We start from the raw sequence: 20,736 nt of genomic DNA, 5'->3' as shown, positions 1-20,736 counted from the left end.
TATCACAGACATTATTATACCCACCCCCCTTTCGTTGTCAAGGTTAATTTTGTGTTACTTAAGTTACATTAAGGTAACTTATCTTGGAGGAATGATCTAAAAGCAGATCGCAATCTTTTCTCAGTTCAATTAGAACAGCCTCATCGTTTAATGTAACTATTCAAAATCATTACAGTTTATAATTATGTGGTAAAATAAATCCAGGAAATACCATGGAAATAGGGAGGTGCAGAGTATGAGAGAGATGACGAAGAAGTTCCTTGAGGACGCTTTCGCAGGGGAGAGCATGGCGCACATGAAGTATCTGATCTTCGCGGATGAAGCAGAGCAGAGGGGACTGAAGAAACTCGCGAATCTCTTCAGGGCGATCGCGTACGCGGAGTACGTCCACGCGAGGAACCACTACAGAGAACTCGGAAAGATCTACAAAGAGATGGCCGAAAACGTCCAGCAGTGCATCGACGGTGAAACCTTCGAAATCGATGAGATGTACCCGGTTTACAACACCGTCGCACAGTTCCAGGAAGAAAAAGGAGCGGAAAGAAGCACCAAGTTCGCCTGGGAAGCCGAAAAGATCCACGCGGAGATGTACAAAAAGGCCAAAGAACTCGTGGAAAAGGGAGAAGACTACACAGCGGAGAAGATCTACATCTGTCCCGTCTGTGGTCACACCGTTGAAGGAGAGCCACCAGAGAAGTGTCCGGTTTGCGGAGCACCGAAGAGCGCTTACAGGGAATTTTCAATTTAAAGGAGGGATAGCATGAAACTTTCTGATTTCATCAAGACGGAAGATTTCAAGAAGGAAAAGCACGTTCCGGTCATAGAAGCACCCGAGAAGGTGAAAAAAGACGAAAAAGTTCAAATCGTGGTTACCGTGGGAAAGGAGATCCCGCACCCGAACACAACAGAACACCACATCAGGTGGATCAAAGTTTTCTTCCAACCTGATGGTGATCCATACGTTTACGAGGTGGGAAGGTACGAGTTCAACGCGCACGGAGAGTCCGTTCAGGGGCCGAACATCGGCGCTGTTTACACAGAGCCTACTGTCACAACCGTGGTAAAATTGAACAGATCGGGAACGATCATAGCCCTCTCCTACTGCAACATACACGGCCTCTGGGAAAGCAGTCAAAAGATCACTGTTGAAGAGTGAGGTGAGTTCTGTGAAGAAGTACAGGTGCAAACTCTGTGGTTACATCTACGATCCTGAACAAGGAGATCCCGACAGCGGAATCGAACCGGGGACACCCTTCGAGGATCTTCCAGACGACTGGGTCTGTCCGCTCTGTGGAGCTTCGAAGGAGGATTTTGAACCGGTTGAGTGATCTGGAAGTCTTACCGTCAGAGAAAGGGGAGGCTGGCCCTCCCCTTTCTCTTTCCCCACGACCCGGCGGGCTCGGGCGGGATCCGAAAAGAAAATGATAACTCTCGTTATAATAATACCATAAAGTAGATAAACAAACAAAAAATCTGGGGGGAGAAAGATGATCGGATTTCTCACAGACTGGGGCTTGAAGAGTCACTACGTGGGAGTCGCGAAGGCGGTGATCAAGAGGATAAACCCCTCCGCGGAGATCATCGACATCACGCACGAAGTAGAACCTTTCAACGTGAGAAAGGCGAGTCACGTTCTCTACAGAGCCTCCCTCGATTTTCCTCCTTCCACCGTCTTTCTTGTGGTTGTCGACTACGGCGTTGGAACTTCAAGAAAGGCGATCGTGATGAAGACCAAGAACGACCAGTACTTCGTGGCACCCGACAACGGAGTTCTCACGGTTGTAGCTGAAGAATACGGAGTTGCCGAGATCAGAGAGATAGAGAACAGAGAGCTCTTCTACAAGAAGAATCCTTCCTTCACTTTCCACGGAAGGGACATCTTCGCACCGGTTGCCGCCCACCTCGACATGGGACTTCCGCTGGAGAGAGTGGGAGACAGACTGCTCTCGTACGAGGTTCTCAAGATGAGAAAGCCTGTTGTCGAGAACGAGAAAGTCATCGGAGAAGTGGCGATAGTTGACACCTTCGGAAACGTGTCGACGAACATTCCCTTCGATCTCTTTTTGAAGCTCAGTGTGGATTTCGACGACGTGGTGAGAGTGAGAGTGGGAAGAAAAGAGTTCAAAGCGGCTGTCGCGAAGGCCTTCGGAGATGTGGACACGGGAGAACTGCTCGTTCATCCAGACAGCGCAGGTTTCCTCGAAATCGCCGTGAATCTGGGAGACGCGAGTCAGGTGCTTTCGGTTAAAGAAGGAGACGAGATCGAGATATGCAGATGAAACAGGTTCTTCTTGAGGCAAGGCAGGATTTTCTGAGTCTTCTCAAAAGAAGAGGCTGGAAGGAGAAAGACCTGAATATACTGAGAGGAATCTTCCTTGGAGAGCTTTCCAGGGTGGACGTGCCGGCTGACATCTTTGAGCTTGCTATCAAGGAGGCCGTGAAGGGGAACTTGAAGCTTTCTTCGAAACTCCTTGGAGTGAGTGAGATAGACACTCTTGAGATCCTCTTCTGGTACCTGCCGAAGAAGTATCCCCTTCCTTCAGAGAGGCTCAAAAAGAGGCTGAAAGCCAGAAGCGTGAAAGAGTTCATCGAAGAAGCCAACAGACTTAGGGTGAAACTTGGAAAGAAGGATTTCATGGAGCTCTACCTTCATCTCGAAGAAGCGGAAGAAGAGGAAGAAAAAAGAGAGAACACGGATCTTCTGGAGAGAGTTCGAAACCTTTCGATTGAGAAACTATCAGAGAGTGAGATTGAGGAGTTGAGATACTTCTACTCCTTGCTCGATCTTCGAGGAAAGGAATCCGTGAGAACGCTGAACATTCATCCGTACATTCTTTCTGCCATCATCAGAAACCCTTCTGCACCGATCGTCATCGATGGAAGCAACCTGCTCTGGCGTGGAGGGCTCTCTGTCTCTTACATCTACGAGGTGTTTGAGAGGCTCGCTGTTTTCCGGGAGTTCTTCTTTCCCTACAGGATCGTTTTCGACAGGAACGCGGAGTTCGTGCTGCCAGTTCACGAGAGGAAGGGATTCGAAAGGTGGAAAAACTCTCCGAACGTTCTCTTCGAATCTCCAGCGGATGGCCTCATCATCTCCCTTGCAAACACCATGGACGCGGTGGTTCTGAGCGGTGACAGGTTCAGAGATCACGGTCTTCCCAGGAGGGTTAGGGTCCTAACACCGGAGGAGATAGAAAAGGGGTGAGCGAGCTCACCCCAATTTCTTTTCAATGTAGCTGACGATGTCGCCGACCGTTGAGATCTTTTCAAGATCGGCGTCATCCACCTTTACACCGAACTCGCTTTCAAAATCCATCACGAGATCGACAAGGTCGAGGGAATCCGCACCGAGATCGTCTATGAGTTTTGCCTCCTCTGTGACCTGTGACTCATCCACTCCGAGTTTTTCAGAGATTATGCTCTTCACCTTTGAAAAGATCTCCTCTCTGCTCGCCACTTTTCCACCTCCTCTTAGAAGTGTCGAAAAAAATTATAACACAATCACATTCTCAAGTAAGACCCTTTCATCCCAGCGCTCGACGAACCAGCCCGGATTCAGGGTGTGAACGGGCACTATGTAATCCGGGTTCAGTTCGTTCAAAATCTTTTCCAGGCCCTGAGGAGAAACGTGGCCCGAGGCGTGGAACTCTTTCGTGAAGACGATGTTTCCGTTCACTTCTCTTATACCGAAAGGAACTATGTTGAAGTACCTGAGCCAGTTCATGAAGCGCCTTGCGTCGATCTCCTGCTCTTCCGTGTAGGCTTCGCTCGTTGAGTGGATATAGACGGCGCCGTTCAGAACTCTTTCGTCGAGATCGAGGATGTGCGGGAAGTCCCAGTATCCCGCAACCATGGTGTGTTTTTCTGGATGCAGGTTTATCTCCTCTGGTGAGAGAAGGATCCCTTCCTCTTTGGCTCGAAGCAGTGCGTCTTTTTCGAGGTTTATGTAGGTGACCTTCCCGGGGTGGTACACACGAACGAAGGACCTTTCCTCATCCGTCAGCTTCCAGAGTGGTTCCACTCGTTCCATCTCGAGAAGATAGGCGTAGTCTTTTGGCATGAGAACGAGTCTTCTGTCGTTTTCCATGCAGACCTTAAGGAAGGTGAAGAGCCTCTCCAGGTGTCTGATGGGAAAATCTACGAGTATCAGATTCTTCGTCCCCCTGAAAACTCTCATCGCGTTTTCGAAGACGTCCTTTTCCGTGTTCTCCACGTTCTCTTCCCTCGTGACTCTGGTTCCCTCAACGATGAGAACGAGCGGGCGCTTGTCTTTCAGATTCTCAAAAAATCTCGAGGTCCTGAGAGAAAGCGCGAGTCTCTTTTCACCGAGAGTGTCCAGCCAGTAGCGCTCTTCTTCTGCTGTCTCGGGACCCGTTCTGAAGTCTCCGGTGTAAGCGAGCCAGAGATCGTCCACCCTTGCCGCAAGGCCCGCGGCTCCTATGACGGAGTGGTACACAGGTTCAACGAACAGCTCGTTCTTCCACAGGGAGTTCATATCGACAACAGTTGAATCGTCGTTGAGTTCGACCTCTTTAGGAAAAGAAACGCGTCTTGTCAATCTTTCCGCGCTCTTCGAATTTCCCGGGCTCACCGTGAGGTCTTCGCGGATTCCGTTTTCCAGATCTTTATCTGAGACCCTTCTTCTTTTCTTTCCACCGAGCTGAGTCAGAACGTTTGAGTTGCTCGTGTACACACTGGCTCTCATCACAGCGAAGGTTTCGCCGGTCATGAGGAGGGGGATCTTTTCGTCTATGAGGCCCACCATTCCGGTGTGATCCGCGTGCGCATGGCTCAAAAAAAGAAAGGCGTGGTTCACAGGATCTTCGAACTTTCCATCGAAGAGGTCGTCCCTGTAAATGTTGAGCCGGGGAACCATTTCGAGCTTCAGCAGGTCATGAAGGATCTTACCTGTTCTGGGGTTCAAAAACTCCTCGAAGAACTCTCCCCATCTGGAAAAGTTCAACCCGAAGTCCAGCAGAAAACCGTCGTTTTCAGAATCAACCACTCTGATCTTGTTTCCCCCTATGTTTCTGTGCCCGTCGAGTATCTCTATTCTCACGGAACCCCCCCAGAAGAGAAAAGAGTTTGTCGGGATCAACGCGGTAGAGGTTGGTTTTCACCCTGAGGTCACTCGCACCGAAGCTCTCTATTCCTTCAAAATGATATGATAACACATTCGAGATCTCCTCTTCGATATTTCTTCCGCTGAACATTATCAACCCGGCGATCTGTGCGTGATCCAGCAGGTAGTCGATGTGCCAGTGTTTCTTTTTAGGACCGAGAAAATAACGGGGGATCCTCTTGAAGAATCCCCCCATCGCGGATCCTACGTAGGCGTAGTAACCTGGTTCCAGATGAGATGTTTTCTTTCCATACCTCAAAGCAACACTCTCTTCGAGTTTCAAAAGCAGAATGTAAGTTCCCTTCATAGGATACTCAGGTATCTTTCCGCGTGGTCCGGTGCAACGGTCACGACCCTCGCGTCTGGCCCGAGTTTCTGGGCTACCTTCAGAGCGGCTGCGACGTTGGCACCGGAGGAGATTCCCACAAGGATTCCCTCTTTCTTTGCGAGGTACTTTGCCATCTCGTAGGCCTCTTCGTCCTCCACGGTGATCACTTCGTCAATCACGGATCTGTCCAGGATCTTCGGAACAAAGCCCGCTCCTATGCCCTGGATGGCGTGTTTTCCCGGCTGGCCTCCAGAGAGAACGGGAGATTTCGCTGGTTCCACCGCTACTATCTTCACTTCGTTTCCAAAAAAGCCTTTCAAAACCCTTCCCACTCCGCTGATCGTACCTCCCGTTCCCACTCCCGCAACGAAGGCGTCTATCCGATAGTCCATCTGTTTGAGGATCTCCGGACCTGTGGTGAACTGGTGAGAGTAGACGTTGTAGGGGTTTTCGAACTGGTTGAGCATGTGTGCACCGGTTTCTTTGGATATCTCTATCGCTTTTTCCACGGCACCCTTCATTCCCAGTTCCCCTGGTGTGAGAACGAGTTCCGCCCCGAGCATTTTCAGGACCTTTCTTCTCTCAACACTCATGGTCTCGGGCATCGTGAGGATCACTCTGTGTCCTCTCTTTGCTCCAATCATCGCTATGGCGATTCCCATGTTGCCGCTCGTTGGCTCCACGATGCCGTTCCTGAGAAGGTCTCTTCTTTCCGCATCGAGAATCATGAAGAGGGCGGGCCTGTCCTTTACACTGCCACCGGGATTATTCTTTTCCAGTTTCAAGAATATTCTCGAGTCTATCGAATCGAGCCTCACTATAGGAGTGCTCCCTATCAGTCTTTCCATCATCGCAGAAATCCCTCCTCCACTTGACTATTCTTGCAGGAACACCTACGACAACGGCTCCGTCTGGAACGTCTTCGAGGACGACCGCGTTCGCACCCACAACGGCGTTGTTTCCAACTCTTATCGGGCCGAGGATCTTCGCTCCCGTTCCAATCATCACGTTCTCACCCACGTCAGGGTGTCTTTTTCCGGAGCACGGCTTTCTCGTCCCGAGAGTGACTCCGTGGTAGATGAGCGTTCCCCTTCCCACCGAGGCGGTGCTTCCGATGACCACACCGATACCGTGGTCTATCACCACTCCCGGAGCGATTCTTGCCGCTGGATGGATGTCCATGGAGAACACAACACGCACAAAGTAATAAATGAGGTAGGCGAGGACTTTCAATTTCCACTTGTAGAAGAAATGAGCGAATCTGTACCACATAAGACCCTGGAAGGAAGCGTAGAAGAAAAACACCTGAAGCTTACTCTCTGCGGCGGGATCGAGCTTGAGGTACATCTCAAGATCCTCTGATATGTGCTTGAAAATACTCACGAAATCCCTGAAGAACTCACCAACCTTTCTGAACAACAACCGCATCCCGATACCATATCCACCACCTCCAAATCGTTTGGTTCATTAGAATTATATCAGCCTAATTGTTAAAACCAAAGAAACCTCTTCATCACAGAAAGGTGAACCTCTTCACTTTTTTCACAAAGATCTTTGTGTAGTATATTAACACAGGAGGAGGGATATTTCAATGGTGGACACGCACACACATCTTCATTTTCACCAGTTCAACAACGACAGAAACGCTATCATCTACAGCTTTGAAGAGAACAGCATTGAATTTGTGGTGAACGTGGGTGTGAACCTCGAAGATTCGAAGAAATCACTCGATCTTTCAAAGACAAGTGATCGCATCTTCTGTTCTTTAGGTGTGCATCCACACGACGCGAAGGAAGTTCCCGAAGATTTCATAGAACAGCTCGAAAAACTCGCGAAAGATGAAAAGGTGGTCGCTATAGGTGAGACCGGACTCGATTTCTTCAGGAACATCTCTCCAGCCGAAGTCCAAAAAAAGGTCTTCGTTGAACAGATCGAACTCGCAAGAAAGTTGAACCTTCCCCTCGTTGTTCACATCAGAGACGCGTACAGCGAGGCGTACGAGATACTCAGATCAGAACCGCTTCCAGAGAAGCGGGGTGTGATTCACGCTTTTTCTTCGAACTACGAGTGGGCGAAGAAGTTTATAGACCTCGGCTTTATGCTTGGAATAGGAGGCCCTGTGACGTATCCGAAGAGCGAGGCTCTGAGAGAAGTGGTTAAAAGAGTGGGCCTTGAACACATCGTTCTGGAGACGGACTGTCCTTTTCTTCCACCACAGCCGTTCAGGGGAAAAAGGAACGAGCCGAAGTACCTGAAGTACGTCGTGGAAACGATCTCGCAGGTGCTGGATGTGCCTGAAGCGAAAGTGGATGAAGTGACCACAGAGAACGCCAGAAGGATCTTTCTGGAGGTGAAGGAATGATCCACCTTTTTGATCTCACAAGGCAGTACGAGAGAATCAGGGGAGAAATCTTGAACGCGATAGACAAGGTGATCTCTTCGGGAAGGGTGATTCTCGGAGAGAACGTGAGAAGACTCGAGGAAGAAATCGCCAGTTTTATCGGCGTGAAGCACGGTGTTGGCGTTGCGAGCGGAAGCGATGCGCTTCTCATAGCACTGAGGGCGATGGGAGTGGAAAAGGGAGATACGGTGGTCACAACACCCTACACCTTCTTTGCCACGGCGAGCGCACCCTACAGACTCGGTGCCAGGGTGATCTTCGTCGACGTGGACGAGAACACCTTCAACATAGATCTGAACCAGCTCGAACACGTTCTGAAAAAAGAGAAAGTGAAGGCTGTCATTCCCGTTCACCTCTTCGGTAGAACCGTGGATCTTGAGGCGCTGAGCTTTTTGAGGGAGAAATACGGAGTGATGCTCCTCGAAGACTGTGCTCAGTCGATGGGATCGGAGTGGAAGTTCTCGAGTGGTGAGATCAGAAAAAGTGGGTCTGTAGGGGATGCGGCGATTTTCTCTTTCTTTCCCACGAAGAATCTGGGGACTTACGGCGACGGCGGAATGATCGTGACGAACAGCGATGAGATAGCGGAAGAAAGCAGGATCTTGAGAGTTCACGGTGCAAGAAAGAAATACTTCCACGAAGAGGTGGGATACAACTCGAGACTCGACGAGATACACGCCGCGATTTTGAGGGTGAAACTCAGGTATCTGGAAAGGTGGACAGAAGAGAGAATACGGGTGGCAAGGACGTACCAGGAGCTGTTCGAGGAGAAAAAACTGCCGATGGTCTTTCCCCGTGTGGAGGAGAAAGGCTTCAGGTACCACGTTTTCCATCAATATGTGGTGATCTTCGAAAGTGAAGAGGTGAGGGAGAGAGTCAGAGAAGGATTGAAAGAGAGAGGTATTCAGACGGCGGTTTATTACCCCCTACCTCTCCACCTTCAAAAGTGCTTCAAAGATCTGGGATATCGAGAAGGGGATTTCCCAGTGGCCGAATCACTTTCAAAAAGAAGTCTTGCGCTTCCCATGTTTCCAGAACTGAGGGACGACGAAATAAAAGAAGTCGTTGACACGATAGCGCTCTTTTTTTAGGTGAGATCTTTTACCACCTTGAGCGTGGCCGTGGCCACTGATTTCAAAAAGTCTCCTTCGAGGGGTGCAACCCCAACTTCCGTTCTTTCTCGATCTTCGTCCTGGATCGTGAGGTGGACGAGCACGAACTCTCTTCCAGCCAGAAAGACCTTCTGAACGTCGTCCACCGAGACGGAATATTCAGGATTGAAAGCCTCTATCACCGCTTCTCCAACGAGCCTTGGAAGGTTCGTGGATGTTCCAGGCCCCGCACTTTCACCCACCATGTCTTCGTCTTCGAGAGGGTTGCGTATTGTGACTTTCACCTGCTTTTTCCTGTCGAGGTTTTTTACCTCTATGGAGGTGATCTCATAAGTCTGCGAAGGAGAGAACCTTCCCTGACTCAGTTGGGCAATGCTGATGATCCTTCTGTCTATCTTCATTCCAAGAGACGCGAGGGCAACAGTTTCGATATCGCGAACGATCTGTTTTGGATTCCTGGAAGGATCTGCTATGACGTGGATTTCTCTGGGTTGACCGTCTTCCTCTATCACCTTGGCGGAGATGACCCCGGATATCTTCGATATGACTTCTTCCAGTGTCTTTGCGCTGCTCATCCAAATACCCCCCACGCACTGTTTTTTACTATTTTACCAGAGCATCTATTACCACGAAAACAACGCTCTGGAGAAGATCTTTTTCCAGAGGAGCCGCACCGATTCGCCAGTTTTCTTTTCCATTCTTCGAGAGTGTGAGATGAGCAAAAACGAACCTTCTTTCTGCGAGAGCGACTTCTTTGATGTCGTCTAATGAAAGCTTCTGTTACCGCTTCTCCGATGAGTTTGAGAAGGTTCCGGGATGTTCTGGGCCCTTCACTCTCATCAGAAAAGATCTTACCACGAGGATCTCTCAGAACGATCTTCACACGGTATTTCTTTCCGGAAGAGGAGATTTTCAAATAGGATTTGATCGATTTTCTATCGATATAAAATACTTCCCTGCTTCGTTTTATCACGAGTATTCTGCCCATATTTGTTTCCCTCTTTTGTTTTACCATACTTTACCATCCTTTAGGAAAAGATAGATCTCCCGTAGAAGTATGAAACCGAGGGAGGTAGATGGACCTTGCCTGGAAAACGAAGAGGTTTTTTCGTTGTTTTTTTAATAACGTTTCTGATACTCTTGATTCTGTTCATGTACGGCTACATCTCCTTTGAAATAAACAGGCTGTACGGTGGAAGAGTTTCTCCTTTTGAAGACTGGAGGAGTTATATCGCTTTTCTTGCTTCCAAGGTTCCGTTTTTGAAAGACAGAATCAACTATCAGCCTCTCAAAGCGGAAAGTCCCGCTGAGTACTACTCTAGAATTTATCAGAAATACATAGAGATATACAACCAGAAGATAGACGAATTGATCAGCAAAGAAAAAGAACTCGAAGAGCAGGCGAAGGTGCTGGAAGCGCAAAGAAACGTTGTTGAGAAAATGATCGAAGATATTCAATCCCTCAAGAATCAATTGTTCGAGGAGAAAAACAGGCTGGAATCCTACAAGAAGCAGGTAGACGAGCTTATCAACGTGCTTTTGAACGCTGATCCGAGAAATCTTGCGAGCGCACTCAATGAGGTGGACGATGAGACGCTCGCTGTGATCTTTAAAAGAACCGATCCAGAGTACGCTGGAGAGTTTCTCGAGGCGCTCTCCGGTGTCAACCCACAGAAAACCGCACGGGTGATGGAACTCATGGTGGGTGTGGAAAGCACCATTGAAAGGCTCGAAATGCTGGTTAAACAAGCTCAGGAAGTGGTGAAACAGATGACAGAAAAAGAATCTCAGCTTTTCCAGAAAGAAGCCTATTTGAAATCGGTGGCGGACGCTTTGAACAACATCACACCAGAGGTAGCCGTCGATTTCCTGAGAAGGGAGAATGTGGATCCAGAAACTTTGAGAACGGTTCTTTCCATGATGGATAGGGAACACGCTTCTGTTCTGGTTCAGTACATAGTTCAGAACGCTCCGGATCTTCTGGAGGAGAGAAAGTGAAGGTAGGACAATTTTCTCTTTTTGCGATGATCAAGACGGCAGAGGAAAAAGGTGAATTAAAAAAGAAATCAGCGGCGGGTCTGTTTTCTCAATCCGTGAAGGACCTGATGAAATCTTTAAAGGGCAAAGAAAAAATAATCGATTCTACATCTGGGAAGAAAAAAGAGATCATTGAAAAGAAAATTGGATACCTGAACAATGCTGATGGTAACTTTCTGAATGTTCAGGAAAAGGCAAAGTCGGGGTCATCTGAAAATCATGCTGAAGCCCTCAAAAAGACAAAAAGAAACGTGTTAGACGATCTCGATGGTACCAGCGCCCAGCATCTTTCGTTGCCGGTTGGGAAAAACGGTAGACTGGAAGAGACACTGGACAAACAACTTTTGAAAAGATTTCAAAACGATTCTGAGGATCAAAAAGGACTGATAGAAGAAGCTGTGCGTTCATCTTTGAGTACGTTGGACAAGGAGATTAAAGAAACTCATGATGAGTCCAGCGAGAAGCATGTTTTGCGAGAAATATCTAAAAGAAATGAAAAACCAGAACACCTTTTTGAAAATATTGATGAAAATCACGGTGATGAGCAAGGAGAAAATGAGGGAGGAATTTTCAAATCCAAAACACATGATGTTTCAACTGAAAAACTGTGGTTTTTCATTGGACGTGAAAAAGTGAAAGAAAATGGTCTAGAGAATAAAGAGAGTGCAGAACAGATTTCGTTCGAAAAGAAACATCGTTCTGTTTTGCATTCGGAATCAGAGATTTCGCGGAGTGAATCGAACAAAAAGCTTTCGAGTTCTTTTAAAACACCTGTTGAAGTTCTTCGAACAGGTTCTGAGTCTTCTTTGAAATCGGAATCTACGAAGGTTTTCAAGGAACCTCCCACTTCTGCTCAGGATAAAGAGCACACAGCAAAACAGCCGATCTTCGTCGAGACAAGATTTCTTCCTCAAAATACCGATACGGAGAAATTATCAAGAGACCTTGGAAAGACGGTAGTTATCGAAAACAGACTCTCCGAAGAAGGAATTACGAAAGATACCGGGAATGAAATAAAAATATCCAATCTCAATGTTGTTCCACTTCTCCTGACAAATGGAGAACAGCGATCAGTGAACGGTGATGGTGAAAGGGTTTGGGAAGTCAGCGTTCAAAGAATTTCACAGAAAAACTTTGAAAACTATGGTTTGAATGAATCGCTTTTTGTGAATGAAGGTTCTATAAATCTCAAAGAAAATCCGAAAGTCTACTCTCACACAAGGAAGGAAGATACTCACACAGAAAAACAATCAGAGAAAGTGAAAGAAACCGGGTTGCCATTGAGAAATGATGGTTCTTCTTTAGAAAAGAACACCAGAAACGTTTTGAACGGCTATGGTGAAGAGCCTTCGATAAAGAGGGCAACACCCGTGAACAAGTTCTATGGTCAGAAGGCTGTTGAAAACGAAATACGTATATCTCAGGAAAAAACTTTCGAGAAATCTCTTTCACAAAACCGAGAGAAGAATCAGCCAATGGAGATGGAAATGAGATACGAAGAAAAAGGAAAAATCGAGAGTTACAGAGAAGTAACAAACAGGGAGGCGCTGGAGTTTCTGTCTCAGGAGAGGGCGAAGCAGGTTTATTCGCTCCCCGAATTGAAAAGAGCAGAGACTGTTCATCTGCCAAGGTTTGTGGAACAGATGTATTTTCACAAAACAGAAAGGGCCGTCATAGACCTTGAGCCACCGGAGTTGGGAAAACTGGAGATAACCATAACAAAGGAAGAGAACCAGTTGAAGATAGTCTTCAAAGTTCAGACAGAAGAAGCCAAGCACGTTTTAGAGCACGATATACCGCGACTGATTGGAAGATTCAACGAAAAGGGATTCGATGTGCAGATCTACGTTGAAAAACAGGAGGAAGACTACTTGTATCAGGAGAATCAGAACAAGGAGGAAAATCAAAGACAACAAAGAGAAAACCAGAAGGATCACAAACGTGAAACTCTGGGCAGTCTATTTGAGGAGTTCATCCAGGAGGTGAAAACGTGATCTACGATATGAGCGGTATATACCTCTCCTCTCTCACAGGAATCAGAAACAATTCCAGCTCTTCGAATAACTCTCTCGACAAAGAGGCTTTTCTCAGACTCCTTCTTCAAGAACTGGAAATGCAGGATCCACTGGAGCCCATGGAAACGAAGGACATGATATCTCAACTCTCTCAGCTCACAAGCCTTGAACAGATCACGAACCTCACCAGCGCGGTGAAGGATTTCGTCGAAGCCCAGACGAGTGTGAGTCCAGCCCAGCTCGCTTCTCTGATAGGAAAGTACGTCGTGGTGAGAAACAACACGGTGAATCTTGTAGATGGCCAAGCGGACAGCATCATATTCAACGTGGATGAAGATGCGCATATCGTGCTTCAAATACTCGATGAAAACGGAAAAGTGGTGAGAACGGAGGATCTTGGAACTGTCCAGGCGGGAGTTCACGCCTGGCAGTGGGATGGAAGGGATGACAACGGGATCAGTGTTGAGGATGGCAGTTACACTTACCACGTTTACAAACTCACTTCAGACGGGTTGGAAGAAATAGGGGGAATGGAAGGCGGAGTAGTGGAGGCCGTTCAGATAAAGAATGGAGAGGGATACGTTTTAGTGAACGGTTCGCTCTATCCTGTCGATTCCATCCTGGAGATCTCTCAGGAGGGTGATGCGTGATGATGAGATCACTCTACAGCGGCATAACGGGTCTTAAAAACTTCCAGGTGGCGATGGATGTTGTTGGAAACAACATCTCCAACGTGAACACGGTGGGGTTCAAGGCATCGAGGGTGAACTTCGAGACGATGCTCGCACAGACGATCAAGGCGGGAAGATCTCCTCAGGAAAATGTGGGCGGTACAAATCCCATGCAGATAGGTCTTGGTTCTCAGGTGTCGAGTATCGACAAGATCATGACGCAGGGCTCGTTCCAGAACACGGGTGTGAAAACCGACCTTGCCATTCAGGGAGATGGGTTCTTCATCGTTTCAGATGGCAATTCTTATTATTACACAAGAGCCGGTGCGTTCACTCTGGACAGCAATGGAAACTTGATTCAGACTTCTACGGGTTACAAAGTTCAGGGATGGACAGCCGTTCAGGATCCGGATACCGGTGAGAGGTACATCGACACCAACAAACCCATAGGGGATCTGGTTATCAGCGCAGGTATGACGATGCCGGCGAAGAAAACCTCAAACGTTCGTTTTGAGGGGAATTTAAACTCCAAAGTAGGACCTGGTTCATTCGTTATCACATTAACGGATGAAAACGGCATCGATCACGATGTGAGAGTGTGGTTTGAAAAAACACAAAACGATCTGGGAACAGATCCGTTCGGCTCTTCTCAGAGGTACACAATGAAGATCGACATCGACAACGATGGAACAGCCGATGTGAATGGTTACATGGTGTTCAACGAATTTGGAAGAGTGGAAGAAGCGGGAATATATGCTGAGTCTCAGGTCGTAACAGCAACCACCGATGGAAGTGTTTCTGGAAGCACGTCTCTGCCAGACGGTTCTTACCAAGCCATTGTCATGGATTCTTCCGGAAATGTGATATACAACGATACCACGAACGTTTCTGGTGGTAGTTTTACAATTAACGATTCTGACATCACTGCTGGAAATGACTACACTGTGATGCTATTTCCACCGACTCCTACTTCTTCTACTATAACGTCCCTTCCTATAGCAAATGGTGCTGAGCTTGTAGTTCCCACCTCCGGTGAGCCCAGGTTCTACGAATCGGACAATCCAACGAATTTCGTTCAAGTCGACTACTCCTCTCCGAGGTACACCACCGCTGTTCAGGTGTACGATTCTCTTGGAAACGCGTACACCGTTTACTATGAATTCATCAGGCTTGGAAACACCACGATTGGTTCGGAAAGTTTCAAGAACGCCTGGATTTGGAGAGCGTACACTGATAGTGGAGAACCGGTCTCACTGATCGATGAAGACAGCAACGGTGGTTATGTGGCGGGGCTGATAGATTTCGATGAATCAGGAAGACCTGTTCAATACAGAGGACTGGACTCTTCATATAACCTTAGTTCCAAAGAGATGAGAACAATCCAGTTTGACACAGGTCAGAAAGGGGACGGGAAGGTAACAATAACGGCTGATTTTTCCAACATCACCCAGTTCTCCGGTGACAGCACTCTGAACATCCCATGGCAGGATGGAAATCCGATGGGTGTTCTGGAATCCTTCGCCATAAACGAGCAGGGAGAGATCATAGGAACCTTCAGCAACGGGCTCACAGATGTTCTTGGGCAGATCGCCCTCGCGGTGTTCAACAATCCTTCGGGACTTTCAGAGGTTGGTAATTCGCTCTACGCTATGTCTGCCAACAGCGGTGTTCCAAAGATAGGAGCTCCCGGCAATGGTGGAAGGGGTGTCTTGATTCCCGGTGCCCTTGAGATGTCCAACGTGGATCTTGCAGAAGAGTTCACCAAGATGATCGTCGCACAGAGAGGTTTCCAGGCGAACGCTCGTGTCATCACGACAGCCGATCAGATTCTGAACGAGCTTGTGAACATCAAGAGATGATGAAAGATGATCAGGCTGACCAAAATAGATGGTAGATGGTTCTTTCTGAACGCCGATTTGATAGAAGCCGTAGAAGCACTGCCCGACACAACGATCACCCTCATAAACGGTAAAAAATACATCGTGAAAGAATCCGCAGAGGAGGTCGTTCAAAGGGTGATAGAATACAAGAGAAAGATCTTCAACTGGTGGAAAGAACAAGGAAGGTGATTTTATGGACCTTGCGACCCTGATGGGTCTTGTTCTTGTGATAGCGGCTCTTTTCATAGGAATCCTGACAGGTGGAGGAGATTTCGCGGCGTTCATAAACATCCCTTCACTCTTCATAACCGTCGTTGGTTCCATTGCAGCAACCATGGTAGCTCATCCGAAGGATAAAGCCTTCAGGATCGTGAACATCATGCTTTCAACTCTGAAAGAGCCAAAGCTTGATCACGTTTCCCTGATTCAAACAATGGTCTCTTTTTCCGAAAAGGCACGAAGGGAAGGTTTGCTTTCTCTGGAAGAGAATCTGGAGAGTATAGAAGATCCATTCATGAAAAAAGCGCTCCAGCTCGTGGTTGACGGAACGGATCCGGATCTTCTGAGGAACATGATGGAAACGGAAATGGAACTCTTCGAAGAGGAACTCGACGGAGAAAGGGCGGTTCTGGAATCTGCAGGGGCGTACGCTCCTGCGTTTGGTATGATTGGAACGTTGATTGGGCTCATTCAAATGCTCAAATCTTTGAACGATCCAGAAACCCTCGGTCCCTCTATGGCGGTTGCGCTGATAACAACACTCTACGGTGCTGTTCTGGCCAACGGTGTCTTTCTTCCCATGGCTGAAAAAATCAAAAAGAGAAGGGATATTCTGGTTTTAGAAAAAAGGATGATACTGGAGGCCGTTCTTTCTATACAGGCGGGAGAGAACCCAAGGATCCTCGAAGAAAAGCTCAAATCGTTCCTCCCTGAGAAAGAAAGACAGGCCTACGAGACCGCTTCTCAGGAGGCAACTGCGTGATGGCTAAGAAAAAAGAAGAACAAAAAGGCAGTCCTCAATGGATGACGACCTATTCAGATATGGTGACACTGCTTCTCACGTTCTTTGTGGCTTTGATCTCGATGTCCACTATCAGTCCCGGAAAGTTCCAGCAGGTAGCGGTGGGACTCAGAATCGCATTGAGTGGAAATCCGCCAAGTGTTCTCATAGGGGGGAAGAGCATAAACGAGGAACCTCTGATCACATCAAAGAGAGGAATATATCAAGAACTTATGAGATTGTCCGAAGAATATAAGGGAAAGATCACGGTTGAAGAGAGAGACGAAGGAACGCTGATAGTGTTGAAAGACATGGTATTTTTTGAGGCAGGAAGTGCTAAGCTCACAGCGGAAGCCAAAGAACTGCTGGCCAAGGTGGGACAGATAGTCATAGAGCACACCACGAACGTACTCGAGATCTACGGTTATGCGGACGACAGATTGCCTCTTCCAAATTCGATTTATGTCTCAAACTGGCATCTTTCAAGTGCTCGAGCGGCGAGTGTTGTGAATTTTTTCCTCACCGAGTTGAAAGAAAAGAGAATGATCGAAAGGGTTGCGGACATAAAGCTTGGGCGTTTCAACATCGAGCTTTTCTACAATCCCGACAGATTCTACCCAATAGGACTTGGAGACAGGGAGATAAAGAAAAAGATCCAAGATTTCGAAAACCGGACCAACGTCGAGAAAGCCCTTCTCAATGAGAAATTCAGAAACGGGGAGATTTCTCAAACGGAATACGAATCGGAACTGAAAAAATTGGAAGAAAAGTATCAGCAGGAATTAGATAGATTGAGAAAAGAGTTCAGAAGAATAGATATCCTCATAAAACGAGAGAAGCTGTGAGGTGAGAAGATGGCAGAAGAAGAAAGAAGAGAAGAAGAACAACCGAAACGTCGAATGGGTGCGTCTTTGATCATGAGCATCGTTGTTCCGCTTGTGGTTTCCGTGGCAGTGTATTTTTTGCTGCCCATGTTCCTTGGTTCAAATCAAGGAGGACAAAGTGAAAACGTACCTTCGACCCCCGTCAGGATAAAGGCGGTTCTCATTCAGCAGGGAGAAAACCAAACCTTTCTCCTCAAAGGTGGAAGGGACGTGGTTGTGATAGATTCTCTTTCTTTCAGTGTGGGGAGCGATGCCTGCAGGGCAGCTGTAGCCGAGAGGAAAGACGAGATCATGGATGCGCTCATGATGATCTTTCTTAGCAAAGATAAGAGTGAACTGAGTACCGTTCCGGGTCTGGAACTGTTGAAACGTCAAATAAGAGACGCGGTGAACACGATCACTGGATTCGTTGGTGATAAAGAGAAATACGGAGTTCTGGATGTGTACCTGTACATCAAAGCGTTCGCGACCACCGAGTGAGGTGGTAACGTGTCTGATGTTCTCAGCCAGGAAGAAATAAATCAGTTGATCGAGGCATTGATGAAAGGTGAATTGAAGGAAGAGGACCTCCTGAAGGAAAAAGAGGAGAAAAAAGTTAAGCCTTACGATTTCAAGAGACCGAGCAAGTTTTCCAAAGAACAGCTTCGAACCTTTCAGATGATACACGAAAACTTCGGGAGGGCCCTTTCTACGTATTTCTCAGGAAGGCTGAGAACTTTTGTGGATGTTGAAATCAGCATAGATCAGCTTACTTATGAGGAATTCATAAGATCCGTGATGATCCCATCGTTCATAGTTATCTTCACCGGAGACGTTTTTGAGGGAAGCGCCATCTTCGAGATGAGGCTGGATCTCTTCTATACCATGCTCGACATCATAATGGGAGGTCCCGGTGACAATCCTCCAAACAGACCTCCCACGGAGATAGAAACCTCCATAATGAGAAAAGAAGTGACCAACATGTTAACCCTTCTTGCTCAAGCCTGGAGTGATTTTCAGTACTTCATTCCTTCGATAGAGAACGTGGAGACGAATCCTCAATTCGTCCAGATCGTTCCGCCCAATGAGATCGTTCTTCTCGTAACTGCTTCCGTCTCCTGGGGCGAGTTCACGAGCTTCATCAACGTGTGCTGGCCGTTTTCGCTTCTCGAACCCTTGCTCGTGAAGCTTTCGGATCGCTTCTGGATGATGGGAAGAAAACCCGAAAGAGTCGAAGAGCGAATGGAAGAGCTCAAAAAAGTTTCTCAAAAAGTACCTGTGACCGTCCAAGCGGTGATTGGAGAGACCGAGTTGAGATTGAAAGAAATTCTGGATCTGGAAGTGGGAGACGTCATAAGGCTCGGCACTCACTACAAAGATGAGATAAGAATAGACGTTGAGGGGAGGCCCAAGTTCAGGGGGATTCCCGGAACGTACAAGGGAAAGTACGCGGTGAAGGTGACCGGTGAATTCACCAACGGAGGTGAATACGAATGACGGAAAATGAATTCCTTTCTCAGGAAGAGATAGACAAACTCCTAAGTGGTTCTGATACCGGTGGTGTCCTCACTCCCGAAGAGAAAGACATGATAGGCGAGATAGGAAACATCGCGATGGGGAGTGCTGCCACGACTCTCTCGATGATACTCGGAAGGGACATCAATATCACCGTTCCAACTGTTCGAGAAGAGAAAATGAAGAATGTCAAGAGCGATTTCAGCGGTGAACAGGTAGTGGTGAGTGTGGAATACACGGAGGGGCTTGAAGGTTTGAACGTCCTTGTCCTCGATAAAAAGCTCGTGGCGGTGATAGCTGACCTCATGATGGGGGGAAGTGGAGAGGTGGAAACCGAGGAACTGGACGAAATCAAACTCAGCGCGGTTGGAGAAGCGATGAACCAAATGATGGGAAGCGCTTCAACGTCGCTTTCTGAACTTCTGGGAATAACCATCAATATCTCTCCGCCAAAGGTGGAGATGTTGAATTTCGATGATCCAAGCACTCAGTTTCCACCGGTGACCAACAATCCAGAGAAGGATGTCGCCGTTGTCGAATTTGAAATGGAGATAGAGGGACTTCCGAAGTCGAAGTTCTATCAAGTGATAAGCGCCGATTTGGTGAAGAAGATGTACGAGTACTTCACAAAGAAACAATCCGAAATTAAAGGCGGTGAGAAAAAAGAAGAAAAGAAAGAGGAGAAAAAAGTGAAGGTTGAACCGGTAGAATTCGCCGAGCTGAAACCTTCTGAAACCAGAAAAACGGAAGTGCCAAATGAAAAGCTGGAACTGCTTCTCGATATACCTCTCAGAGTCACAGTGGAACTTGGAAGAACTCGAATGACTCTGAAACGGGTTCTGGAAATGATCCCCGGCTCCATAATAGAGCTGGACAAACTCACGGGAGAGCCTGTGGACATTCTTGTGAACGGAAAGCTCATCGCCCGCGGAGAAGTTGTCGTGATAGATGAGAACTTTGGGGTGAGGATAACAGAAATCGTGAGTCCAAAAGAGAGGCTCGAACTTCTCAACGAATGATGTTTTCCAATCCCCAGGTCAGGAGTTCTGGGTGTTCCCTGTTAATGAAATTCGGGTCTTCCAGGAGTTCTGAGTGTCTCACACTTCCTTCTCTGAAACGCAGGACTTTTGAGATGTAGTCTTTCATGTTTCTGACATCTTCGATGGTTCCAACTTTTCCGTGGCCCGGTACGAAGTAATCCGCCTGTACTTTTTCGATCTCGCTGAGAGCTCTTATCCATTCAGAGAGGTCACTGTCCGTGACTATTTCGGCATGGATGCCGGTTGTCAGAAGATCCCCACAGATGGCGATTTTTTCGTTCTTCAAAACGAAGATCGAAGAATCCGGGGTGTGTCCTCCTAAGTGAACTGCCTCCACCACAATGTCCCCAAATCTGTAATTTTCTCTCTCGGTGAAGGTCTTATCTGGAAACTTAAGAGAAACCTCCACGCCGATCTTTTTTATATACTCTTCATCCATTTCTTCCAGAGCTTTTCTGGTTAAACTGTGGGATATGATCCTGTCAAAAACCGTGTTTCCGAAGGTGTGGTCGGGATGGTAATGCGTGTTGAAAACGACAACGATGTCTTTGCCCAGAATTTCTGTAGCGAACTCTTTTATCTTCCTTGCCTTTTCAGGAAAAAGCGTTGAATCGAAGAGCACACAAAATTTTTTTCCACAGACAAGCACACTGTTTGCCGATGTTCCTGTTCCTATCACGAACACTCTGTCGGAAAGATTCGTGATCATCTTTTCACCTCGTGTAGTATAATTCTCCAAGAGTATTCTTCTA

The 20,736-nt window shown here is 47.4% G+C and carries 24 protein-coding genes; 17 read left to right on the top strand and 7 right to left on the bottom strand.

What is annotated here, in order from left to right:
• Positions 1-235: 235 nt before the first annotated feature.
• From AS158_RS05315 to AS158_RS05295, 5 genes are all read left to right on the top strand, one after another.
• Positions 236-748, top strand: a complete 513-nt coding sequence (locus tag AS158_RS05315) for a rubrerythrin family protein (RefSeq protein ID WP_004081119.1) — start codon at positions 236-238, stop codon at positions 746-748.
• 12 nt (positions 749-760) lie between these two features.
• Positions 761-1,156, top strand: a complete 396-nt coding sequence (locus tag AS158_RS05310) for a class II SORL domain-containing protein (RefSeq protein WP_004081116.1) — start codon at positions 761-763, stop codon at positions 1,154-1,156.
• Positions 1,157-1,166: 10 nt separating this feature from the next.
• Positions 1,167-1,328 (top strand): rubredoxin, encoded by a 162-nt coding sequence (gene rd, locus AS158_RS05305; RefSeq protein WP_004081114.1) that lies wholly within the window; start codon positions 1,167-1,169, stop codon positions 1,326-1,328.
• Between the two features lie 159 nt (positions 1,329-1,487).
• Positions 1,488-2,279, top strand: a complete 792-nt coding sequence (locus AS158_RS05300) for an S-adenosyl-l-methionine hydroxide adenosyltransferase family protein (RefSeq protein WP_004081113.1) — start codon at positions 1,488-1,490, stop codon at positions 2,277-2,279.
• A complete protein-coding gene (locus AS158_RS05295) occupies positions 2,270-3,205 on the top strand; it encodes a hypothetical protein (protein WP_011942941.1) in 936 nt (311 codons plus the stop codon). Before AS158_RS05300 ends, AS158_RS05295 begins: the two co-directional genes overlap by 10 nt.
• Before the next feature lie 6 nt (positions 3,206-3,211).
• Here the strand turns inward: AS158_RS05295 and AS158_RS05290 are convergent, their stop codons facing one another.
• The 5 genes from AS158_RS05290 to cysE are packed head-to-tail and all read right to left on the bottom strand — an operon-like array spanning position 3,212 to position 6,878.
• A complete protein-coding gene (locus AS158_RS05290) occupies positions 3,212-3,457 on the bottom strand; it encodes an acyl carrier protein (protein WP_004081111.1) in 246 nt (81 codons plus the stop codon).
• A gap of 33 nt (positions 3,458-3,490) precedes the next feature.
• Positions 3,491-5,059, bottom strand: coding sequence for a ribonuclease J (locus AS158_RS05285; protein WP_012895996.1), 1,569 nt, complete (start codon positions 5,057-5,059; stop codon positions 3,491-3,493).
• Positions 4,998-5,429 carry a DUF123 domain-containing protein gene (locus AS158_RS05280; RefSeq protein WP_012895997.1) on the bottom strand — a complete coding sequence of 144 codons (432 nt, stop codon included), beginning with the start codon at positions 5,427-5,429 and terminating at the stop codon, positions 4,998-5,000. Before AS158_RS05280 ends, AS158_RS05285 begins: the two co-directional genes overlap by 62 nt.
• Positions 5,426-6,301 carry a cysteine synthase A gene (gene cysK / locus AS158_RS05275; RefSeq protein ID WP_041434266.1) on the bottom strand — a complete coding sequence of 292 codons (876 nt, stop codon included), beginning with the start codon at positions 6,299-6,301 and terminating at the stop codon, positions 5,426-5,428. Before cysK ends, AS158_RS05280 begins: the two co-directional genes overlap by 4 nt.
• Complete coding sequence (gene cysE, locus AS158_RS05270) at positions 6,216-6,878, bottom strand: serine O-acetyltransferase (protein WP_012895999.1); 663 nt, start codon at positions 6,876-6,878, stop codon at positions 6,216-6,218. Before cysE ends, cysK begins: the two co-directional genes overlap by 86 nt.
• Positions 6,879-7,041: 163 nt before the next feature.
• Between cysE and AS158_RS05265 the strand changes: the two genes are divergently transcribed.
• Both AS158_RS05265 and AS158_RS05260 read left to right on the top strand, forming a co-directional pair.
• Complete coding sequence (locus AS158_RS05265; protein ID WP_038054424.1) at positions 7,042-7,812, top strand: TatD family hydrolase; 771 nt, start codon at positions 7,042-7,044, stop codon at positions 7,810-7,812.
• Positions 7,809-8,942 carry a DegT/DnrJ/EryC1/StrS family aminotransferase gene (locus tag AS158_RS05260; protein ID WP_038033800.1) on the top strand — a complete coding sequence of 378 codons (1,134 nt, stop codon included), beginning with the start codon at positions 7,809-7,811 and terminating at the stop codon, positions 8,940-8,942. The genes AS158_RS05265 and AS158_RS05260 overlap by 4 nt, the downstream gene beginning before the upstream one ends.
• Here the strand turns inward: AS158_RS05260 and AS158_RS05255 are convergent.
• The gene (locus AS158_RS05255) at positions 8,939-9,538 is read right to left on the bottom strand and encodes a hypothetical protein (protein WP_012310422.1); all 600 of its coding nucleotides are present in this window, start codon (positions 9,536-9,538) and stop codon (positions 8,939-8,941) included. The two genes, AS158_RS05260 and AS158_RS05255, sit on opposite strands and share 4 nt — an antisense overlap.
• A gap of 508 nt (positions 9,539-10,046) precedes the next feature.
• Between AS158_RS05255 and AS158_RS05245 the strand changes: the two genes are divergently transcribed.
• From AS158_RS05245 to fliY, 10 genes are read left to right on the top strand one after another with little or no spacing between them, the layout of a single operon-like run.
• The gene (locus tag AS158_RS05245) at positions 10,047-10,961 is read left to right on the top strand and encodes a hypothetical protein (RefSeq protein ID WP_165304635.1); all 915 of its coding nucleotides are present in this window, start codon (positions 10,047-10,049) and stop codon (positions 10,959-10,961) included.
• Complete coding sequence (locus AS158_RS05240) at positions 10,958-12,994, top strand: flagellar hook-length control protein FliK (protein ID WP_038054418.1); 2,037 nt, start codon at positions 10,958-10,960, stop codon at positions 12,992-12,994. The genes AS158_RS05245 and AS158_RS05240 overlap by 4 nt, the downstream gene beginning before the upstream one ends.
• Entirely contained in the window at positions 12,991-13,665 is a 675-nt protein-coding gene (locus AS158_RS05235; RefSeq protein ID WP_038054415.1) for a flagellar hook assembly protein FlgD, read from the top strand. The genes AS158_RS05240 and AS158_RS05235 overlap by 4 nt, the downstream gene beginning before the upstream one ends.
• Entirely contained in the window at positions 13,665-15,545 is a 1,881-nt protein-coding gene (locus tag AS158_RS05230) for a flagellar hook-basal body complex protein (protein ID WP_165304750.1), read from the top strand. Before AS158_RS05235 ends, AS158_RS05230 begins: the two co-directional genes overlap by 1 nt.
• Before the next feature lie 6 nt (positions 15,546-15,551).
• Positions 15,552-15,755: a flagellar FlbD family protein gene (locus AS158_RS05225; RefSeq protein ID WP_165304634.1), complete on the top strand. Its 204-nt coding sequence runs from the start codon at positions 15,552-15,554 to the stop codon at positions 15,753-15,755.
• Between the two features lie 4 nt (positions 15,756-15,759).
• A complete protein-coding gene (locus AS158_RS05220) occupies positions 15,760-16,548 on the top strand; it encodes a motility protein A (protein WP_165304633.1) in 789 nt (262 codons plus the stop codon).
• Positions 16,548-17,411 carry a flagellar motor protein MotB gene (locus AS158_RS05215; RefSeq protein ID WP_165304632.1) on the top strand — a complete coding sequence of 288 codons (864 nt, stop codon included), beginning with the start codon at positions 16,548-16,550 and terminating at the stop codon, positions 17,409-17,411. Before AS158_RS05220 ends, AS158_RS05215 begins: the two co-directional genes overlap by 1 nt.
• Before the next feature lie 9 nt (positions 17,412-17,420).
• Positions 17,421-17,930 carry a flagellar basal body-associated protein FliL gene (locus AS158_RS05210; protein WP_165304631.1) on the top strand — a complete coding sequence of 170 codons (510 nt, stop codon included), beginning with the start codon at positions 17,421-17,423 and terminating at the stop codon, positions 17,928-17,930.
• A 9-nt stretch (positions 17,931-17,939) separates the two neighbouring features.
• Positions 17,940-18,926 carry a flagellar motor switch protein FliM gene (gene fliM / locus AS158_RS05205; RefSeq protein WP_165304630.1) on the top strand — a complete coding sequence of 329 codons (987 nt, stop codon included), beginning with the start codon at positions 17,940-17,942 and terminating at the stop codon, positions 18,924-18,926.
• Complete coding sequence (fliY, locus tag AS158_RS05200; RefSeq protein ID WP_165304629.1) at positions 18,923-19,963, top strand: flagellar motor switch phosphatase FliY; 1,041 nt, start codon at positions 18,923-18,925, stop codon at positions 19,961-19,963. Before fliM ends, fliY begins: the two co-directional genes overlap by 4 nt.
• On the opposite strand, the gene AS158_RS05195 is transcribed toward fliY, so the two are convergent.
• Positions 19,953-20,693 (bottom strand): MBL fold metallo-hydrolase, encoded by a 741-nt coding sequence (locus AS158_RS05195; RefSeq protein ID WP_165304628.1) that lies wholly within the window; start codon positions 20,691-20,693, stop codon positions 19,953-19,955. The two genes, fliY and AS158_RS05195, sit on opposite strands and share 11 nt — an antisense overlap.
• Between the last annotated feature and the right edge of the window lie 43 nt (positions 20,694-20,736).

It is taken from the genome of Thermotoga sp. 38H-to (genome assembly GCF_011057665.1).
In the GTDB taxonomy this organism is placed as follows: Bacteria; Thermotogota; Thermotogae; order Thermotogales; family Thermotogaceae; genus Thermotoga.
Note: the sequence above shows the minus strand (reverse complement) of the source record. Positions and strands in the feature narration are given on the sequence as shown.